We start from the raw sequence: 16,965 nt of genomic DNA on the forward strand, positions 1-16,965 counted from the left end.
CCGCCTGAGGCCGCACGGCTTGCGCCGTGCGGCCTTTCAGTTAAAGGAGAAAAGTCTATGCCGACTCCGCTTTATACCGCGCTTGTGAACCACAGGGACTTAAACCGCGCCTCGTTCCACACGCCGGGCCATAAAAACAACCCCCTCTCTCTGCCGCAGGATCTATTTTCCCTGGATTTTACGGAGCTGCCGGACACGGACAGCCTGTTTGAGGCGGACGGCCCGATCCTGGAGGCCGAGCGTCTGGCCGCAAAGCTGTTTCACGCCGGGCGCACCTGCATTTCCGCGGGCGGCTGCACCCTGTGCATCCAGGCCATGTTCCGGCTCGCCGCGCCGGATGGCGGAAAGGTCGTCTGCTCCCGGGTGCTGCACCGCAGCGCGGTCAACGCCATGGCGCTGCTGGACATTCAGCCGGTCTGGGCGCCGCCCGGGGAAATCGTCTCCGCCGTGGAAGGCAATCCGGACGCAAAGGCCGTCTATGTCACCAGCCCCAACTACTACGGGGAGTTGCTGGACATTCCCGCGATCGCGCGGGCCTGCAGACAGGCGGATATTCCGCTTCTTGTGGACAACGCGCACGGCGCGCACCTGATGTTCACCGACCCCGTGCTCCATCCGCTCGCCCTCGGCGCGAGCATGACCGCCTGCTCCGCGCACAAAACGCTGAATGTGCTGACCGGCGGCGCGTGGCTCCATATCGCGGACAGCCGGTTCGCGGACGGGGCCAAGGACGCCATGGCGCTTTTCGGCTCCACCAGCCCCAACTACGCGGTAATGGCTTCGCTCGATCTGGCACGCGCGTGGCTGGAAGCGCACAAAGGCGAATACGCCGCCCTGCAGCAGCGCGTTCAGAAAATCAGGCTCGCCGCGCTCGAACACGGTCTTTCCTTGCCGTCGGGCCCGTCGGACCCGACGCGCATCACGCTGGACACCGCCTCCATCGGCCTTTCGGGTAGCGCGGCGGCGGAGATTTTCCGCGGCGCGGGCGTGGAGCCGGAGTACGCCGACGGCGCCCATGTGGTGTTCATTGCGACTCCGTTCAATACGGAAAGCGATTTCGCCCGTCTAAGGGACGCAATCGATTTGCTTCCGGCGCGGTCCCCGCTTCCCGTAACGCCGGAGCTTCCTCCCCTGCCCCCTGTAAAAGCCGGTCTGCGCGAGGCCGTTTTTTCCGCCGCGGAGACGGTTCCGCTGGAAAACGCGCTGGGCAGAGTCGCGGCGCAGGCCGCGTGCCCCTGCCCGCCGGGCGTCCCCGTCGTGATGCCCGGGGAGGAAATTACAAAAGATGTTCTCCGGTTTTTACAGGGGTATGGCTTTTTTTCAATAAAAGTGCTAAAATAATAAAACAGGAATCAAACAAATTAAGCGGAAAAGCGAAACGGAAAACATTTTCGCGGATTTTGAATATTGCTGTTGGAATCAGATTTGGATATCTGTTCTTTCCGTTGAATGATAAAAGTGGAGGGATTCATTATGAAACTGGTACTTGCGATTGTGAGCAACGACGACAGCGGCATGGTTTCCGCGGCGCTGACCAAGGACGGTTTTTCCGTTACCAAGCTTGCAACGACCGGCGGTTTTTTAATGGCGGGCAACACCACCTTCATCGTAGGCACGGAGGATGACAAGGTCGATCAGGTCATCTCCATCATTGCAAAGCAAAGCAGCCGCCGCACCCAGCTTGTCCCGAGCACGACAACCATGGACGTCGGCATGTATTCTTCGTTTCCCGTCGAAGTCACCGTCGGCGGGTCGACCATTTTCGTTTTAAGCGTGGACCGATTTGAGAAGGTATGACCAGTCTTCGTATCGGCGGATTTTCCGGCAATGAGGAAATCATAAAGCAGCTTGCGCTCTCGTTCGGCGAGGGCCGGCTTGCGCACGCGATCATTCTGGAAGGTCCCGCGCAGGAGCGCAACGCCCTTGCCGCGATGCTGGCCCAGGCCGCCGTGTGCTCCGGCGAAACCCGTCCCTGCGGCGGCTGTCCGGGCTGCGTCAAAGCGCAGGCCGGTTCCCACCCCGATATTCTCACGCTGGACGGCGACGCGAACCCGCGCGCCTTTCCCATCGACGCAATCCGCCGGATCCGCTCGGACGCGTACATCCGGCCCCATGAAGCGCAGACCAAGGTTTACGCCCTTTACGGCGTACAGAATATGAGCGAGATCTCCCAAAACGCCCTGTTAAAGGTTTTTGAGGAACCGCCCGAAAACGTGCTGTTCCTGCTGACGGCCGTGAGCGCTTCGGCGCTCCTGCCCACCGTGCGCTCGCGCGCGCAGATTTTTTCGCTGGAGGGCGCGCGCGCGGAAACGGATGCCGACCCCGCGTATATGGAAAAACTGGCGGCGGCGATCACCGCCGCAAACGAAACGGACCTGCTGTATTTGACGGCGGATCTTTCAAAAGATAAAGACAGGCTGCGCGCCGTCCTGCCCCAGCTCGGGCTGATTCTGCGCGACGCAGCGGTGCTTCGTTCGGGCGGGAACGTCTGCCTTTCCGGTCAAAGGGAAGCGGCGGCGGCTCTCGGCGCGGGACTGACCCGCGAAAAGCTTCTTTCCCTGCTGGACGAAGTGCAGAAAGCGCAGCGCGCGCTCGACCTGAACGCAAACGCGGCGCTGCTGGTAACGGCTCTGTGCGCGAATCTGCGCGCCGGCGCCGGAAGATAGTCCCTATTTTATGATATTGGAGGTTCCCATGGCCGAAGTAATTGGCGTTCGTTTTAAAAATGTAGGCAAGATATACTATTTTGACCCCGACGGGAATACACTGAAGCAGGGCGATATGGTCATCGTGGAAACCGCCCGCGGAATTGAATGCGGCGAAATCGCGATGGAAAACCGCCGGATCAGCGACGAAGGCATTGTGCAGCCGCTGAAAAAGCTGATCCGCGTCGCCACCAGGGACGACCTGAAAAAGATGGAGGAAAACGCCGCGAAGGAAAAAACGGCTTTTCAGATCTGCCTGAAGAAAATAGCGGCCCACAAGCTGGAAATGAAGCTGGTGGACGTGGAATACACCTTTGACAACACCAAAATCCTGTTTTATTTTACCGCCGACGGGCGCGTGGATTTCCGCGAGCTGGTCAAGGACCTGGCGTCGGTTTTCCGCACCAGAATCGAGCTGCGCCAGATCGGCGTGCGCGACGAGGCGAAAATGCTCGGCGGGCTGGGCATCTGCGGCCGGCCGTTCTGCTGCTCGACCTTTTTGGGCGGGTTTCAGCCGGTTTCCATCAAGATGGCCAAGGAGCAGGGCCTTTCCCTGAACCCGGTCAAAATTTCCGGCACCTGCGGGCGCCTGATGTGCTGCCTGAAATACGAGCAGGAGGCCTATCAGGACCTGATCCGCTCCACCCCAAGCGTAAACTCCATCGTGACCACGCCGGCCGGCAAGGGCACCGTTACCGACCTGAACATGCTGACCGGTGTTTTGCAGGTGCGCCTTGACTCCGCGCCGGACGCCGCACCCCAGACCTTTAAGGTGTGCCAGGTAAAGCTGATCAAGGGCGGACAGGTCAATATTGACCGCAGCGAGCTGGAAGAGCTGAAAAAACTGGAAAAAGATTAAATTTATTTTTTGCCTGATTACGGTTGCAATTTTTGTTATTTATGATAGAATTATGTTGTAATTTTATATGGAGGTGTTTTCCCATGGCATATGCAATTAGTGACGACTGCATTTCCTGCGGCGCATGTGCGGCAGGCTGTCCTGTAAACGCAATTTCGGAAGGTGACGGCAAGTACGTTATCGACGCTGATCTTTGCACAGAATGCGGTGCTTGCGCGGATGTTTGCCCCGTAGGCGCTCCTGCACAGGAATAATTTTACATGTGGACGAAAGGCGGAGCGTTGTTGCGCGCCGTCTTTTTTCTTATGTAATAAACCTCTGAAATCAGCCAAAACTCTTGAAAGCCAGTCATTCTTTGAATCTTATAAAAACAGGGATAACCGAGGGACCTTATGCTTTTACCCGATGAACACCTTGAACCGCTTTCGCGCGAAATTTCGGTGATCGTTTCACAGGCGCACCGCTTTAATACCGACACCATTCTGCTCGCGTCGTTTTCCCTGCCCAAAACAGGCGAAACCTGCGCGGATTTCGGCACGGGCTGCGGTGCCGTCCCGCTGATCTGGTGCGCGAAGGCAAAACCGAAAAAAATTTACGGCGTGGAAATTCAGCGGGAGGCCTGTGAAATGGCCCGCCGCTCCGTGGAGCTGAACCGCCTGACCGGCACGGTCAGGCTGCTCTGCTGCGACATGACCATGATCAGACAAAAGGCCGCCCTGCCCGCCAACCGGCTCGACCTCATCGCCTGCAACCCGCCGTACAAGGAGGAGGGCGCGGGCCTGAAAAATCCGGAGGAGTCCCGCCGCGTCGCGCGGCACGAGGTTGCGTGCAGCTTTGCGGAAATCGCCCGAAGCGCGGCGTACCTGCTCCGGTTCGGCGGCCGCTTCTGCTGCTGCCTGCGCCCGGAGCGCCTTTGCGGCGTCCTGCTGGACCTGAGAAGCGCGGGGCTGGAGCCCAAACGCCTGCGCCTGGTGCAGCAGCGCGCGGACAAGCCCCCGTCGCTTTTCCTGTTACAGGCAAACCGGGGCGGAAAACCCGGCATGGTGATAGACCCCGTCCTGCTGATCGAGGACGGCGGTGGCTATTCCGGGGAAATGGCCGCAATCTACGGCGAATACGCACAGAACAAAGGAGCGGCAGCAACATGAGCGGAAAATTAATGGTGGTCGGCACGCCGATCGGCAATCTCTCCGATTTTTCCCCGCGCGCGGCGGAAACCCTGCGGGAAGCCGATTTCATCGCCGCGGAGGACACGCGTGTCACGCTGAAGCTGCTCAACCATTTCGGCATCAAAAAGCCGATGGTCAGCTATTTTGAGCACAACAAACGCGAGCGCGGGGACGTGATCTGCGCGCGCATCGAGGCGGGGGAAACCTGCGCGCTCGTTTCGGACGCGGGGATGCCCGCCATTTCCGACCCGGGGGAGCTTTTGGTCGCCCAGTGCGCGGAGCGCGGAATCCCGGTTTACGTTGTGCCCGGCCCGAGCGCGGTCGTTTCGGCGCTGGCGGTTTCCGGGCTGCCGACCGGCCGCTTTACGTTCGAGGGCTTTCTGAGCGTCGGCAGGAAAAGCCGCCGGGAGCATCTGGAGGAAGTCAGAAGCGAGACCCGCACCATGATTTTTTACGAAGCGCCGCACAAGCTTTCCACCACCCTGAGCGACATGCTCGCGGCGTGGGGCGACCGGCGCATCGCGCTGGTGCGCGAACTGACGAAGATTCACGAGGAGGTCATCCGCACCACCCTTTCCGAAGCCGCCGCGCGCTATGCCGACGGCGGCGCGAAGGGGGAATTTGTGCTGGTGATCGAGGGCGCGCCCCAAAAGGAGCAGGAATCGTTTACACTGGAGGACGGCGTCGCCTTCGCGAAGAGATATATGGAAGACGGCCTCTCGGCCTCGGACGCCGCCAGACAGGCCGCCGCCGGGACCGGTTTCAAAAAAGGCGAAATCTACCGGGCGATTTTACGGCAGGATTGAATTTTGCCGTATTCCGGGCATTTTTACGCCAGCCGGCACAGCCCTTGGCCGGGACTGCGGTTTGCTGATTTTTTCAAACAGGATTTAGGGAAGCAGGGATGAAAGTGGAATACATCAATATGGAAACATGGCCCAGGAAAGAGCATTTCCGGCATTTTTATAAAATGGAATATCCCATGTTCAGCGTCAGCCTGAATTTAGATATCACAAAATTTCTGCCCTTTGTGAAGGAGCGCCGCCTTTCCTTCTACTACGCGATGGGCTTCGCCGCGACCCGGGCGGCGAACGAAATACCCGAATTCCGCTGCCGCATCCGCGGGGGACGGGTGGTTCTTCACGACAAAGTACACCCCTCCTTTACCGATCTTGACAGGGACAGCGACCTGTTCAAGTGCGTAGGAGTCGATTTAACGGAAGATATCTGCTCCTTTTCGGAAAAAGCGTCGCGCAGATCCGCCGCGCAAAAGACGTTTATGGATCCGGAACAGGAAGAGCGCGACGACGTGCTCTACATCACCTGCGTTCCCTGGTTCTCCTTTACGCAGGTGACGCATCCCATCGCGCTGGACAGGGACGATTCCATTCCGCGCATCGCCTGGGGAAAATATTTTAAGGACGGTGAAAAAACGCTCCTGCCTTTTTCCATTCAGGCAAACCACGCGCTGATGGACGGCGTTCATGCCGGAAGATATGTGGAACGGCTGCAGCGCGATCTGGACCGCTACTGACCGCGCGGCCGGATTTTCGGCTATGCCCGTCCCCGCCCCCTTTCGCATTCCTGCTCTTCAATAAGTTCAATCGGTGATGCGCAAGAGGAGTTCAGCGGGAGGGGGTTTTGTAATAAAACCGGCGCCGGAAGACACTCCCGGCGCCGGTTTTCCATTGATAAACTGTCATATTTTTACATTTCCTCTTGCGTTACGGGAAAAAACGCGCTATAATGCCCTTGTAAGGCGCAATAAAAAGCGCAATGCAGGAACGGAGTGTTACAGCACCCCGCCCCCTGCTTACGGAGAAACACCCTCCATAGGCAACTGAATAATCAGCACATTGCGGTTATTATTATACCGCCTCTTTCGGTTTTTGTACAGAGGTTCGTTGATAATATCCGTGCGCTTTGATGTAGAACGTTGTATATGGGTGAGTCATCCGTGTGCGGCGTTTTTTTGCGTCTTGCCGAAGGAACGGCGGGACGGGATCCCCCTAATAGATCTCTTGCCCCGCCGTTTCCTTTTGTTTATATCAGTAAAAATGAGCATAAAAAAACCATTGACTCTTTTACGAATCAATGGTATACTGTTGAATGGCGAACATATATACTATTCTCATAATACTGTTTATAGTTTAGCACATTCATTTCCGTTTGTCAATAGATTTTTAAAAAATATTTTTTTAAGGGGATTTTTGATTGGACAGCCGCCTATCCGCCGTCTTTTCTCTCGACCTGTTTTCCGACCCGACCGCCGCCGCCCAGCTTTTAAGCCTGAATGAAAAAACGGAGCCTCTGGGTCTGACGCTTTCCCCCACGGACGTTTCCGCGCTGATTCAGTCGCGCGCCGAAGCGCTCAGCGCAAACGGACGCATTGAAATCGGCAGCGCCACCATCGGCCGTCTGGTCGAAGCCTTCTGCGGCTCCGCCTACCTCAGCCAGCAGAATTATTCCCCGGTCCTGCACGAGCTGATCGAGCTGTTTTACTACTATAAAAATGAAACGCTCGACCTGATTCCGGACAACGAGCTGATCGCTTTTATGAAGGATGCCTTTGAAAACCGCTGCGGCGGTTCGCTGGACCTGCTGGCGAACCGGGAGCTGCAGAAGCTGGCTGAAAATCTGCGCTTCGGCCGGGCAGACTATACCAATATGGACCCAGAGCCGGACGAGCCGGATGAGGATGAAAAGGAGGATTTGGATGAACAGTAACGCCGCGATCGCCGCTTTTTTAAATCCGGATGAAATTCAGGATGTGCAGGCCCGCCTGCTGAACATGCTCAGCGAGGAGATTCTGCGGTACACGGGCTACGAAAGCAATTCGGTGCCGGTGGAAACGGCGCAGTCCCTTTTTGAATCCATGCTGTACTGTATGACCGCCTACCTCAATACTCTGCCCGACCCGTACGCCGCGCTGCGCGCGTTGGATCTGCAGCAGATTTTTTTCAGCGGGCTGGAGCTTGTCAGGCAGTATGTTACCGAGTGCAGACAGCTTTTAAAGAAAGTGAAGGCGACCCGCGTGCAGACGGAGCTGATCGCCTACAATCATACGGTCGATTCCGAAATCAGTCTGCTTCTGAAGGGCTATGATCCCCGGTTTCAGGCGCAAAAGACCACAGAACTCAGCGCCATGGCAAACATCAGCTATCCCCTTTTCAGCGACGATCTGAGCGTAACGGGGATTCTCTATATCCGGAATTACCTTCTGGAGCTGCTTGAGGAAAACGAGTTCTGCGCGGGGTACGGCAAAAATTATATCCGCAGCCTGCTGCTGACCCACGGGGTCAGGCACCGCCTGGACTACCGTGAAATGCTGGTCAATATCAAAGAGCTGATTCTGGAACAGAAATAGGGGCGGACCGCTGATTTTCCGTTCACGGGACCTCGACGACGATCACCTCTACCCTGCGGTTCTGCTGTCTTCCGCCGGCGGTGCCGTTGTCCGCGATCGGCCGGTATCCGCCGTACCCCACCGCCTGGAACCTCTGCGGGGCCAGCTTTTCCGTATCCGTAAAATACCTCAGCACCTTGGTTGCGCGGTCGCAGGAAAGCTCCCAGTTCGACTGGTAGTTTCCCGTGTCGACGGGCTGGTTGTCGGTGTGTCCGGCAATAATGATGTCGTTTGACAGCGATCCGATATATTTGCCGATTTTGTTGAGAACCGTATAGCTCTCCGGCCGGAGCTGAGAGCTTCCCTCGTCAAAAAGCACCTCGGCCTGAATGTCGAACACGATGCCGGTCTCCACCTGCTGTACGCTCACCGTGCCTTTCAGGCTGTTGTTTTCCACAAACGACTCCACCTCGTTATACGTGGGCTTCTTGCCGGTGCTGCTCTTTCCCGCGCTGTTTTTGGCCGCGGTAGTGACTTTTTTCGTACTGCTGCTTTTGCTTGCGGCGCTCTTGCCCGCCGCAGTTTTTGCCGCGGCGCTTTTGCTGCTCGAACTGCTTTTGCTCGCGGTTCCCGCGGCGGAGCTGTTTTTGTCGATATAATAATACGCGGCCGTCTCCCCCGTACTGCTCTGGTCCGCGGCCTGACCGGCGGCAGACGCGGCCGGGGCGGCGGAAGCGGCAGGTATTTGGTTTGCCCCTTCCTTCTGCACCGCCATGGCGTACAGAATAATAAACAGGAACAGCAGCAGCGTCATCATATCGGCATAGGAAATCAGCCAGTTGTCCTCCGAGTTTTCCAGACTGTTTTTAAGCGACATGGTTCTTTACCTTTTCGTCGCCGCGGCTCTTGAGATTTTTGATATCCACCAGCTCGTAGCCCAGCTTTTCCGACGGCGACAGGAAAGCCTTCAAATTATCTTCCATAATTCTGGGGCTTATTCCCGTCTGGATGCCTATGATTCCTTCCAGAACCATCTGCATTCTGTTGATCTCTTCGGAATTTTTGATATCCAGCTTATTGGCAAGCGGAGAAAATACCAGGTTGGCCAGAATGACCCCGTAGAACGAAGTGACCAGCACGGTCGCGAACGCGGCGGAAAACTTGCTCATATCCTGAAAATTCCCCATCATCTGAATCAGGCCCATAAAGGTGCCCAGCATCCCGAACGACGGCGCGAGGTTCGCCCAAAGCCGGAACAGCTGGATGCATTTTTTATGCCTTTCGATGGTGTTGTCTATTTCCAGCGTCTTGATCCTTCGGATCGTCTCTTCATTCGTGCCGTCGATGACCAGCATGATCCCCGATTTCGTGTATTTGTCGGTAATTTTCTCCAGATTGTTTTCCAGCGATAAAATTCCCGTTCTGCGCGCCTGTTTGGACAGCTCCACAAACAATTCGATAGTCTTTTTTTTGGGAAGCTGTTTGTCCAGAAAAGCATTTTTCAGGATGGACGGCACGCTTTTCAGCGTATCCCATTGGAAGGCGACCACAATGGCGCACAGCGACCCGCCCAGCACAATAAAAATCGACGGGACATCGTAAAAAAGCAGCAGTGCGCTTCTGATGTCCTTTTTCCCCCATATGGCGCTGATCGCGATTACCATAGCTCCGCAAATCAAACCAAAGGCGGTGGAGTGATCATGTTTTCTCATCTTTTTCCCTTCAAATCTACTTGAATTCATTTTTATGTTTTATAATTTATATCGTTTCATTCCACAGAAATTTAATAATCTTATTTTTAAAACCCATTAAGTTTTCATAAAGAAAATGATAAAATATGTGACTCTGTATTTTCCGCTGTCAACCCAAAAAGGCAAAGCACCGTTTCCGATGCTTTGCCTTTTTGAATGAAGGGCGGGCCATACGGCCCGCTCCTTTTGAAAGCTTGGATTAATAATTGACCGCTCTGCGCTCGAAGTAGGATTGCGGATGCTTGCAGGCGGGGCATTTTTCCGGCGCGTTCTTGCCGACATGGATATAACCGCAGTTGCGGCAGACCCAGACGGTCTCTTCCCCTGCTTTAAAGACGATGTCTTCCTTGATATTCTGCAGGACCTTGCGGTAACGCTCCTCGTGGCTCTTTTCCACGGTCGCGATCAGGCGCATGGTCTGCGCGATCTCGGTGAAGCCTTCCTGCTCGGCGACATCGGCAAATTCCTTGTACATTTCCGTCCATTCATACCGCTCGCCGCTTGCCGCGTCGTCCAGGTTGTCCGTTGTCGGGCCTATCTCGCCGCCATGCAGATATTTAAACCACAGCTTCGCGTGTTCTTTTTCATTGTTGGCAGTCTCTTCAAAAATGGCCGCGATCTGCTCGTATCCGTCCTTTTTCGCCTTGGACGCGTAAAAGGTATACTTGTTTCTTGCCTGGGATTCACCCGCAAATGCAGCCAATAAATTCGCTTCTGTTTTACTTCCTTTTAATTCCATGATAAAGTTCCTCCTTCAGATAAATTTCCATATAGAATAGAATTTGTTTGCCTGAGTCAATTATACATCAGGAATCCGCCCCACGCAAGAAAGCATCCGATTTTTCTTCCAAAAAATGGGGCCTGCGGTCGGCAGGCGCCTACGGCGATGCTCTCAGATAGTTATCTGTTGAATCGGTTTCGGAGGACCCCGAAACAACTTCCTTAGCAGGGGAGACGGCAGGCAAAGCCCGGACCAACAGGTCCTGACTGAGGGAGGCAAGAGTCAGGCTCCCACAAAAAGAAGGCCAACATCCTTGTTTATCAGACGTTGAACCGGAACAATACGATGTCCCCGTCCTTCATCACATACTCTTTCCCTTCGCTGCGGACAAGGCCCTTTTCCTTTGCGGCGGCCATGGTGCCGCACGCCATCAGGTCGTCGAACGCGACCACCTCGGCGCGGATAAAGCCGCGCTCAAAATCGGTGTGGATTTTTCCGGCCGCCTGCGGCGCCTTGGTCCCTTTTTTGATCGTCCACGCGCGTACCTCCGGCTGGCCCGCCGTCAGGTAGGAAATGAGCCCCAGCAGGCTGTAGCAGGCGTTGATCAGGCGGTCAAGGCCGGACTCCTTCAATCCCATGTCGGAAAGGAACAGCTCCTTTTCGTCCTTGTCCATGCCGCTGATCTCCGCCTCGATCTCCGCGCAGATGGGCAGAACGCCCGCGTGCTCGCTGTCGGCGATCTCTTTTACCACCTTAAAATAGTCATTGTTTTCGATTCCGCCCTTAAAGTCGTCCTCGCTCACATTGGCGGCGTAAATGACCGGCTTGTTGGTCAGAAGGGAAACGGAGTTGAGCAGCTCCGCCTCTTCCTCGGTGCACTCCACGCTGCGCGCGGATTTTCCGGCGTCGAGCGTTTCCCTGACGCGCAGGAAAAAGTCGTATTCCACCTGGTATTTTTTGTCGGCCTTGATCATTTTCTGGGTCTTGTCGATCCGGCGGTCAAGGACCTCCATATCGGAAAGGATCAATTCCAGATTGATGGTCTCAATATCCCTTTTCGGGTCGATGCTCCCCTCCACATGGATGATGTCGTCGTTGACAAAGCACCGCACCACATGCACGATCGCGTCGGACTCGCGGATATTGGCAAGGAATTTATTGCCGAGCCCCTCGCCCTTGCTCGCGCCGCGCACCAGCCCGGCGATATCCATAAACTCGATGGTGGCAGGGGTGTATTTTTCCGGATGGTACATTTCCGCCAGCTTGTCCAGCCGTTTGTCCGGCACCGCGACCACGCCCACGTTGGGCTCGATGGTGCAGAACGGATAGTTCGCGGACTGCGCGCCCGCGTTTGTGATCGCGTTGAACAGGGTGCTTTTGCCGACATTCGGCAGCCCCACAATACCAAGCTTCATATTTTAATTCCCTCTTTGTCTCTGTTATTCATGAACCTATTATAAAGGTTTGTACTCCCCGATGCAAGGCGGTTTCTCCCCCGTCAGCCGATTTCCCCGCTCTTCATGGTCAGCGCGATGCGCTTTTTCACGGTATCCACGGACAGCACGCGCACCTTCACCACGTCGCCGACCTTCAGCACCTCGGCCGGATGCTTGATGAATTTATCGCAGATCTGCGAAATATGGACAAGGCCGTCCTGATGCACGCCGATATCCACAAACGCGCCGAAATCGATCACGTTGCGCACCGTGCCGGAAAGCTCCATGCCGGGCTTCAGATCCTCCATGCTCAGCACGTCGGTGCGCAGCATGGGCGCGGGCAGCTCGTCGCGCGGGTCCCGGCCCGGGCGCAGCAACTCGGTCACAATATCCCTGAGCGTCGGTACGCCGATACCGAGCCTGTGGGCGGCGCTGTCCGCCCCGATTTTCTCTACCCGGTTTTTCAGGTCGCCGATGCCGTTCTTTTTCAGGCTGTCCATGTCGTAGTCGCACAGAGAAAGCAGCGCCTTTGCCGCGTCGTACGATTCGGGGTGGACGGCGGTATTGTCCAGAATGTTTTTGCTCTCCGCCACGCGCAGGAAGCCCGCGCACTGCTCAAAGGCCTTCGGCCCCAGCTTCGGCACCTTTTTCAGCTCGCTGCGCGAGTGGAACGCGCCGTTTTCCTCCCGGTAAGCCACAATATTTTTGGAGACCGCCGCGGAAAGCCCGGCGATTTTTTCCAGCAGGGACGGCGACGCCGTGTTCAGGTCCACACCCACGGTGTTCACACAGTCCTCGACCACGCCGCCGAGCGCCTCGTCCAGCTTCTTTTTCGGCATATCGTGCTGGTACTGCCCCACGCCGATGGCCTTGGGGTCGATTTTGACCAGCTCGGCCAGCGGGTCCTGCATCCGCCGCGCGATGGAGACCGCGCTGCGCAGGGTGACGTCGAACTCGGGAAATTCCTGCGCGGCGAGCTTGCTCGCGGAATAGACGGACGCGCCCGCCTCGCTGACCACCATGTAGGAAACGCCGCTGTGCAGCGCTTTGATCACGTCGGCGGCAAACATCTCCGTCTCTTTCGACGCCGTTCCGTTTCCGATCGCGATGACTTCCACTTTATATTTCAGAATAAAATCGGTAATGACTTTTTTTGCTTCCTCCACCTTCGCCCGGGAGTGGGTGGGGTAAATCACGCCGGTGTCCAGCACGCGGCCGGTCGGGTCCACCACGGCGACCTTGCAGCCCGTGCGGTACCCGGGGTCCAGCCCCATGGCCACCCGGTTTTTGACCGGCGGCTGCATCAGAAGCTGGCGCAGGTTGACGGAAAAAACCTTGATCGCGGCCTCTGCCGCGGCTTCGGTCAGGGCATTGCGGATTTCGCGCTCAATGGAGGGGAAGATCAGCCGGTCGTAGGCGTCCTCCGCGGCCTCCCGAACAGCTTCCGCACAGGGGCCGTTCCCCTTCACGCTCACGGAGGAAACAATATTCAACCCCTTCAGGCGCTCCAGCTCCACGCTTACTTTCAGAAAGCCCTCCCGCTCCCCGCGGTCGACGGCCAGCACGCGGTGCCCGGCGATCTTCGCCGCCGGCTGGCGGAAGTCGTAATACTGCGCGTAAACGGAATCCTCGTCCGGCTTCGCCGCCTTGGAAACCACCTCTCCCTGCGCCATGGCGACCACGCGCAGCCGTTTGCGGATCCCCGCGTCGTCGGAAATCCGCTCCGCAATGATATCGAGCGCACCGGCGAGCGCGTCCTGAGGCGTTTCCACGCCCAGCTCCGCGTTTACATAGCTTTCCGCCATGTCGATCGGGTACGCGCCGTCTTTTTGCTGCGCAAAAATCGCGTCCGCAAGCGGCTCAAGGCCCTTCGCCTTTGCCACGGACGCGCGCGTTTTGCGCTTGGGGCGGAACGGCCGGTAAAGATCGTCGATTTCGGAAAGGGTGGCCGCGGCGGCCAGCGCGGCGGCGATTTCCTCCGTCATGCATTCGGCGGCGGCAATCAGGTCCGTAACCTCCTCCCGGCGCTTCTGCAGCGCGCGCAGGTACTCCAGCCGCTCCGAAATCTCGCGCAGCGTCTGGTCGTCCAGCGAGCCGTGCGCTTCCTTTCGGTAACGCGCGATAAACGGGATGGTGTTGCCCTCGTCGATCAGCTCAATGACCTTCTGCACCTGCCACTGCTGTAAATGAAACTGTTCCGCGATCAATAACGCAAAATCCATAAATATCCTCCAACATCTTCCGAAAATTTAAAATTCATAGCATGGGAACCCCTCAGTCCCCCTTATTTGAGCGCACCGCCGCAAAAGGGAGTTGATCGTTAGCTTTGCCCTCAGGCCGGGCTGGCCCCTACTTTCGCTCTTGTCCGAAAGTAGGCAAAGGACGCGCAGGGGGATTTTGAATTCCCGGCGGGAGGATTCCATAAAATCCCCCTGCACCCCCGGGGTATCCCCAAACACCTTTGTGTGACACGGTATTGCTGTGGTTTTCATTGACGAAGGGATAACGGGAAGGCAGAGGTTTGGCCCCCTCCTTGAGGGGGCTGGCAGGCGCAGCCTGACTGGGGGAGTCAGATTACTCTCATTTGAATAAGAGCGTCGCCGTAGGCGCCCGCCGACCGCATGGTCCGCTTCCCGACCGGCAGGTCCGCGCCCGGCGCGCCGGAAGGAGTTTCCGGGACCTTCATCCCCAAACCCACTGTACAATGGCGGAAACGGCGTAGCACACCCCGTAAATCACCGGCTGATGAATCACATAAATGATCAGCGCGTACCGCCCCAGCCAGGAAAAAAAAGGCACGCGGGAACGGTACATAAACGCCGGGAACCGCTCCTGCGCGGCAAGCTTGCCTAAAAAGGTACCCGCCGCAAACACAAACATCCACGGGAAAAGCGGGAAATAGTCCGCGCTGCGGAACGTATCGCTGTAAAGGCCGAGCGGCGCCAGCCAGTCGGTATGGTACAGGAAAGGAGACAGCGTCACCCCCCATTCCGGCGAAAGCCCGAGGTACCCCTTGGAAATGCCCATGGTCAAAAGGTACAGCAGCGCGCAGACGGCGACCGCCGCCCACGAGAAGCAAAAGCGGTCGGCAACCGGTTTCAGCAGCCCGTAAAGAATCATGCAGACCGCCAGAAAATGCAGGATGCCGAACACGATCAGCTCATCCGGAAGGACGAACCAGGTCGCCAGGGTGACCACAAGCGCGACCCCCAGCAGCTTGAACCCGCGCGCAAGGTTGGAGTGCGACAGGTTCGAGGAAATGCCGGAAATCAGCATAAACAGCCCGGCGTAAAAAGGCTCCGCGGGCATAAAGAAGTTCAGCAGGAGCATTCCGATTTTCAGGTTGTACAGGTAGGCAAGCGTATAAAAGCCATGGTAAAACACCATGCAGAAAACCGCAAAGCCGCGCAGCTCATCCATAAAATAAATCCGCCTGCGCCCTGCCCCTTTGATTTGATTCGGCATTCGTTCACCCTCCGATTTCGGATTTGCACGGTCAAAACCGGCGTTTCGCATAGGAATGAAAGGGATAACCGCTGAAAGTTCTATCTTTATAAATCCCCCGGATCATGTTATAATATAAACAATGTCGCGCGCCCTGTTTCAGGCCGCACGGAAGCGGGCCTTAGTGAAACCGCTTATTTTTTATTATATCATGGTACGGGAGGTAATTTCAATGAAAGAGACAAAATTGACCCGCGAATACACGGTTACCGAAGATATGCTCGCGGTGAATATCGGCAGCGGCAGCGTCCGTGTTCTTGCCACCCCGATGATCGCCGCTTTTTTTGAGGGTACGGCGGCGCAGCTGGCCCAGACGTATCTTGAAGACATCTACACCACCGTCGGCTCCGTCATCACGGTGAACCACCTGAACCCCACGGCGCCGGGCTGCAAGGTAACGGTCAGCGCGGAACTGACCGAAGCGGAAGGCAGGGTCTACCGGTTTCAGCTCGAAGCCTACGACAACGCCGGCCTGATCGCGACCGGGACCCACGAGCGCGTCAGCGTGAAAAAGGAAAGCTTCGCCGCCAAAGCGGAAGCAAGAAAAAACAAGTAAGGCAGGGTAACGATGAAACCGATTTATGATCTGATTATTTTTGACCTGGACGGCACACTGACCAATTCCGAGCCCGGCATTACCAGCTCGGTAAAATATGCCCTTAAAAAAATGGGGCAGCCGGTGCCCGACATTTCCATCCTGCGCAAATTCATCGGCCCGCCGCAGTGGCACAGCTTTGTCCATTACTGCGGACTGACACAGGAGCAGACCGCGCAGGCGGTCAAAAATTACCGCGAAGTATACGAGGTCTCCGGAGCGTTCCAGAACAAGCCCTACCCCGGCATGATCGATTTTCTGGAGGAGCTGCGGGCGAACGGCGCCACGCTTGCCGTCGCCACCACCAAGCCGGCCAGAATCACCGGCCGCGTACTGGACTATTTTGACATGACAAAATATTTCGCCCACGTTTCCGGCCCGGACGATTCGGAGCGCAGCGGCGACAAGAGCATCCTGATCAACTCCTGTCTGGACGCCTGTCATGTGAAGCCGGACCGCGCCGTCATGGTCGGCGACACGGTGTACGACACGGTGGGCGCACGGAATTCCGGCACCAACTTTATCGGCGTTCTGTACGGCTTCGGCACCAAAGAGGACATGCAAGCGGAAGGCGGCAAAGTTTTTGCCCGCGATATCGACGAGCTGAGAGGCATGCTTCTGAAGGATTCCTGAATCCAACGGAAATCCCCTTGACAAACCGGAAATGTTAGGGTATGCTGAACATAAGAACTGAATATACAGGGGCGCTGAGTAACCTCGGCTGAGATGAAGCGAATCGACGTTTATGTCCCTTAAACCTGATCTGGATAATGCCAGCGTAGGAAAGATGATTTTTTAACGCTCTGTGGCATCACAGGGCGTTTTTATTTTCCTTCAGGTAATTTTTCAATTTCAGTTCCATATAATTGACTGGAGGGT

The 16,965-nt window shown here is 56.5% G+C and carries 18 protein-coding genes and 1 riboswitch; of the genes, 12 read left to right on the top strand and 6 right to left on the bottom strand.

Annotated elements, in window-relative coordinates; all coding sequences use genetic code 11:
- The first annotated feature begins 57 nt into the window (after window positions 1-57).
- The 10 genes from VXK30_RS16565 (at window position 58) to VXK30_RS16610 (ending at window position 8,100) form a co-directional block, all read left to right on the top strand.
- Complete coding sequence (locus VXK30_RS16565; RefSeq protein ID WP_275714502.1) at window positions 58-1,341, top strand: aminotransferase class I/II-fold pyridoxal phosphate-dependent enzyme; 1,284 nt, start codon at window positions 58-60, stop codon at window positions 1,339-1,341.
- Between the two features lie 132 nt (window positions 1,342-1,473).
- Window positions 1,474-1,797 carry a cyclic-di-AMP receptor gene (locus tag VXK30_RS16570; RefSeq protein WP_038326145.1) on the top strand — a complete coding sequence of 108 codons (324 nt, stop codon included), beginning with the start codon at window positions 1,474-1,476 and terminating at the stop codon, window positions 1,795-1,797.
- Window positions 1,794-2,666 carry an ATP-binding protein gene (locus tag VXK30_RS16575; protein WP_275714505.1) on the top strand — a complete coding sequence of 291 codons (873 nt, stop codon included), beginning with the start codon at window positions 1,794-1,796 and terminating at the stop codon, window positions 2,664-2,666. Before VXK30_RS16570 ends, VXK30_RS16575 begins: the two co-directional genes overlap by 4 nt.
- Window positions 2,667-2,694: 28 nt before the next feature.
- Window positions 2,695-3,564 (top strand): PSP1 domain-containing protein, encoded by an 870-nt coding sequence (locus VXK30_RS16580; RefSeq protein ID WP_275714508.1) that lies wholly within the window; start codon window positions 2,695-2,697, stop codon window positions 3,562-3,564.
- 83 nt (window positions 3,565-3,647) lie between these two features.
- Window positions 3,648-3,818, top strand: coding sequence for a DUF362 domain-containing protein (locus VXK30_RS16585; protein ID WP_081928417.1), 171 nt, complete (start codon window positions 3,648-3,650; stop codon window positions 3,816-3,818).
- Window positions 3,819-3,956: 138 nt separating this feature from the next.
- A complete protein-coding gene (locus VXK30_RS16590) occupies window positions 3,957-4,712 on the top strand; it encodes a tRNA1(Val) (adenine(37)-N6)-methyltransferase (protein WP_275714511.1) in 756 nt (251 codons plus the stop codon).
- The gene (gene rsmI / locus VXK30_RS16595; protein WP_275714513.1) at window positions 4,709-5,539 is read left to right on the top strand and encodes a 16S rRNA (cytidine(1402)-2'-O)-methyltransferase; all 831 of its coding nucleotides are present in this window, start codon (window positions 4,709-4,711) and stop codon (window positions 5,537-5,539) included. The genes VXK30_RS16590 and rsmI overlap by 4 nt, the downstream gene beginning before the upstream one ends.
- 98 nt (window positions 5,540-5,637) lie before the next feature.
- On the top strand, window positions 5,638-6,267 hold the full coding sequence (locus tag VXK30_RS16600) for a chloramphenicol acetyltransferase (protein ID WP_275714515.1): 630 nt from the start codon (window positions 5,638-5,640) through the stop codon (window positions 6,265-6,267).
- 680 nt (window positions 6,268-6,947) lie between these two features.
- On the top strand, window positions 6,948-7,460 hold the full coding sequence (locus VXK30_RS16605; RefSeq protein WP_275714517.1) for a DUF6323 family protein: 513 nt from the start codon (window positions 6,948-6,950) through the stop codon (window positions 7,458-7,460).
- On the top strand, window positions 7,450-8,100 hold the full coding sequence (locus VXK30_RS16610; protein WP_275714519.1) for a DUF6179 domain-containing protein: 651 nt from the start codon (window positions 7,450-7,452) through the stop codon (window positions 8,098-8,100). Before VXK30_RS16605 ends, VXK30_RS16610 begins: the two co-directional genes overlap by 11 nt.
- Before the next feature lie 22 nt (window positions 8,101-8,122).
- On the opposite strand, the gene VXK30_RS16615 is transcribed toward VXK30_RS16610, so the two are convergent.
- The 6 genes from VXK30_RS16615 to VXK30_RS16640 all read right to left on the bottom strand — a co-directional run bounded on the left by VXK30_RS16615 (window position 8,123) and on the right by VXK30_RS16640 (window position 15,452).
- Window positions 8,123-8,956: an OmpA/MotB family protein gene (locus VXK30_RS16615; protein WP_275714521.1), complete on the bottom strand. Its 834-nt coding sequence runs from the start codon at window positions 8,954-8,956 to the stop codon at window positions 8,123-8,125.
- On the bottom strand, window positions 8,946-9,791 hold the full coding sequence (locus tag VXK30_RS16620) for a motility protein A (RefSeq protein WP_275714523.1): 846 nt from the start codon (window positions 9,789-9,791) through the stop codon (window positions 8,946-8,948). Before VXK30_RS16620 ends, VXK30_RS16615 begins: the two co-directional genes overlap by 11 nt.
- A 238-nt stretch (window positions 9,792-10,029) precedes the next feature.
- Window positions 10,030-10,569: a rubrerythrin gene (rbr, locus tag VXK30_RS16625; RefSeq protein ID WP_275714525.1), complete on the bottom strand. Its 540-nt coding sequence runs from the start codon at window positions 10,567-10,569 to the stop codon at window positions 10,030-10,032.
- A 302-nt stretch (window positions 10,570-10,871) separates the two neighbouring features.
- Window positions 10,872-11,966 (bottom strand): redox-regulated ATPase YchF, encoded by a 1,095-nt coding sequence (gene ychF, locus VXK30_RS16630; protein ID WP_275714527.1) that lies wholly within the window; start codon window positions 11,964-11,966, stop codon window positions 10,872-10,874.
- 83 nt (window positions 11,967-12,049) lie between these two features.
- Window positions 12,050-14,209 carry a Tex family protein gene (locus VXK30_RS16635; protein ID WP_275714529.1) on the bottom strand — a complete coding sequence of 720 codons (2,160 nt, stop codon included), beginning with the start codon at window positions 14,207-14,209 and terminating at the stop codon, window positions 12,050-12,052.
- A gap of 460 nt (window positions 14,210-14,669) precedes the next feature.
- Entirely contained in the window at window positions 14,670-15,452 is a 783-nt protein-coding gene (locus VXK30_RS16640; protein WP_275714531.1) for a heparan-alpha-glucosaminide N-acetyltransferase, read from the bottom strand.
- A gap of 211 nt (window positions 15,453-15,663) precedes the next feature.
- On the opposite strand from VXK30_RS16640, the gene VXK30_RS16645 reads away from it, so the two are divergent.
- Window positions 15,664-16,047: a thioesterase family protein gene (locus VXK30_RS16645; RefSeq protein ID WP_275714533.1), complete on the top strand. Its 384-nt coding sequence runs from the start codon at window positions 15,664-15,666 to the stop codon at window positions 16,045-16,047.
- A 12-nt stretch (window positions 16,048-16,059) separates the two neighbouring features.
- Window positions 16,060-16,719, top strand: a complete 660-nt coding sequence (locus VXK30_RS16650) for an HAD hydrolase-like protein (protein ID WP_275714535.1) — start codon at window positions 16,060-16,062, stop codon at window positions 16,717-16,719.
- A 57-nt stretch (window positions 16,720-16,776) separates the two neighbouring features.
- A riboswitch (TPP riboswitch) is annotated at window positions 16,777-16,888 on the top strand.
- Window positions 16,889-16,965: the final 77 nt, after the last annotated feature.

It is taken from the genome of Caproiciproducens sp. CPB-2 (assembly GCF_036287215.1).
Classification (GTDB): domain Bacteria; phylum Bacillota; class Clostridia; order Oscillospirales; family Acutalibacteraceae; genus Caproiciproducens.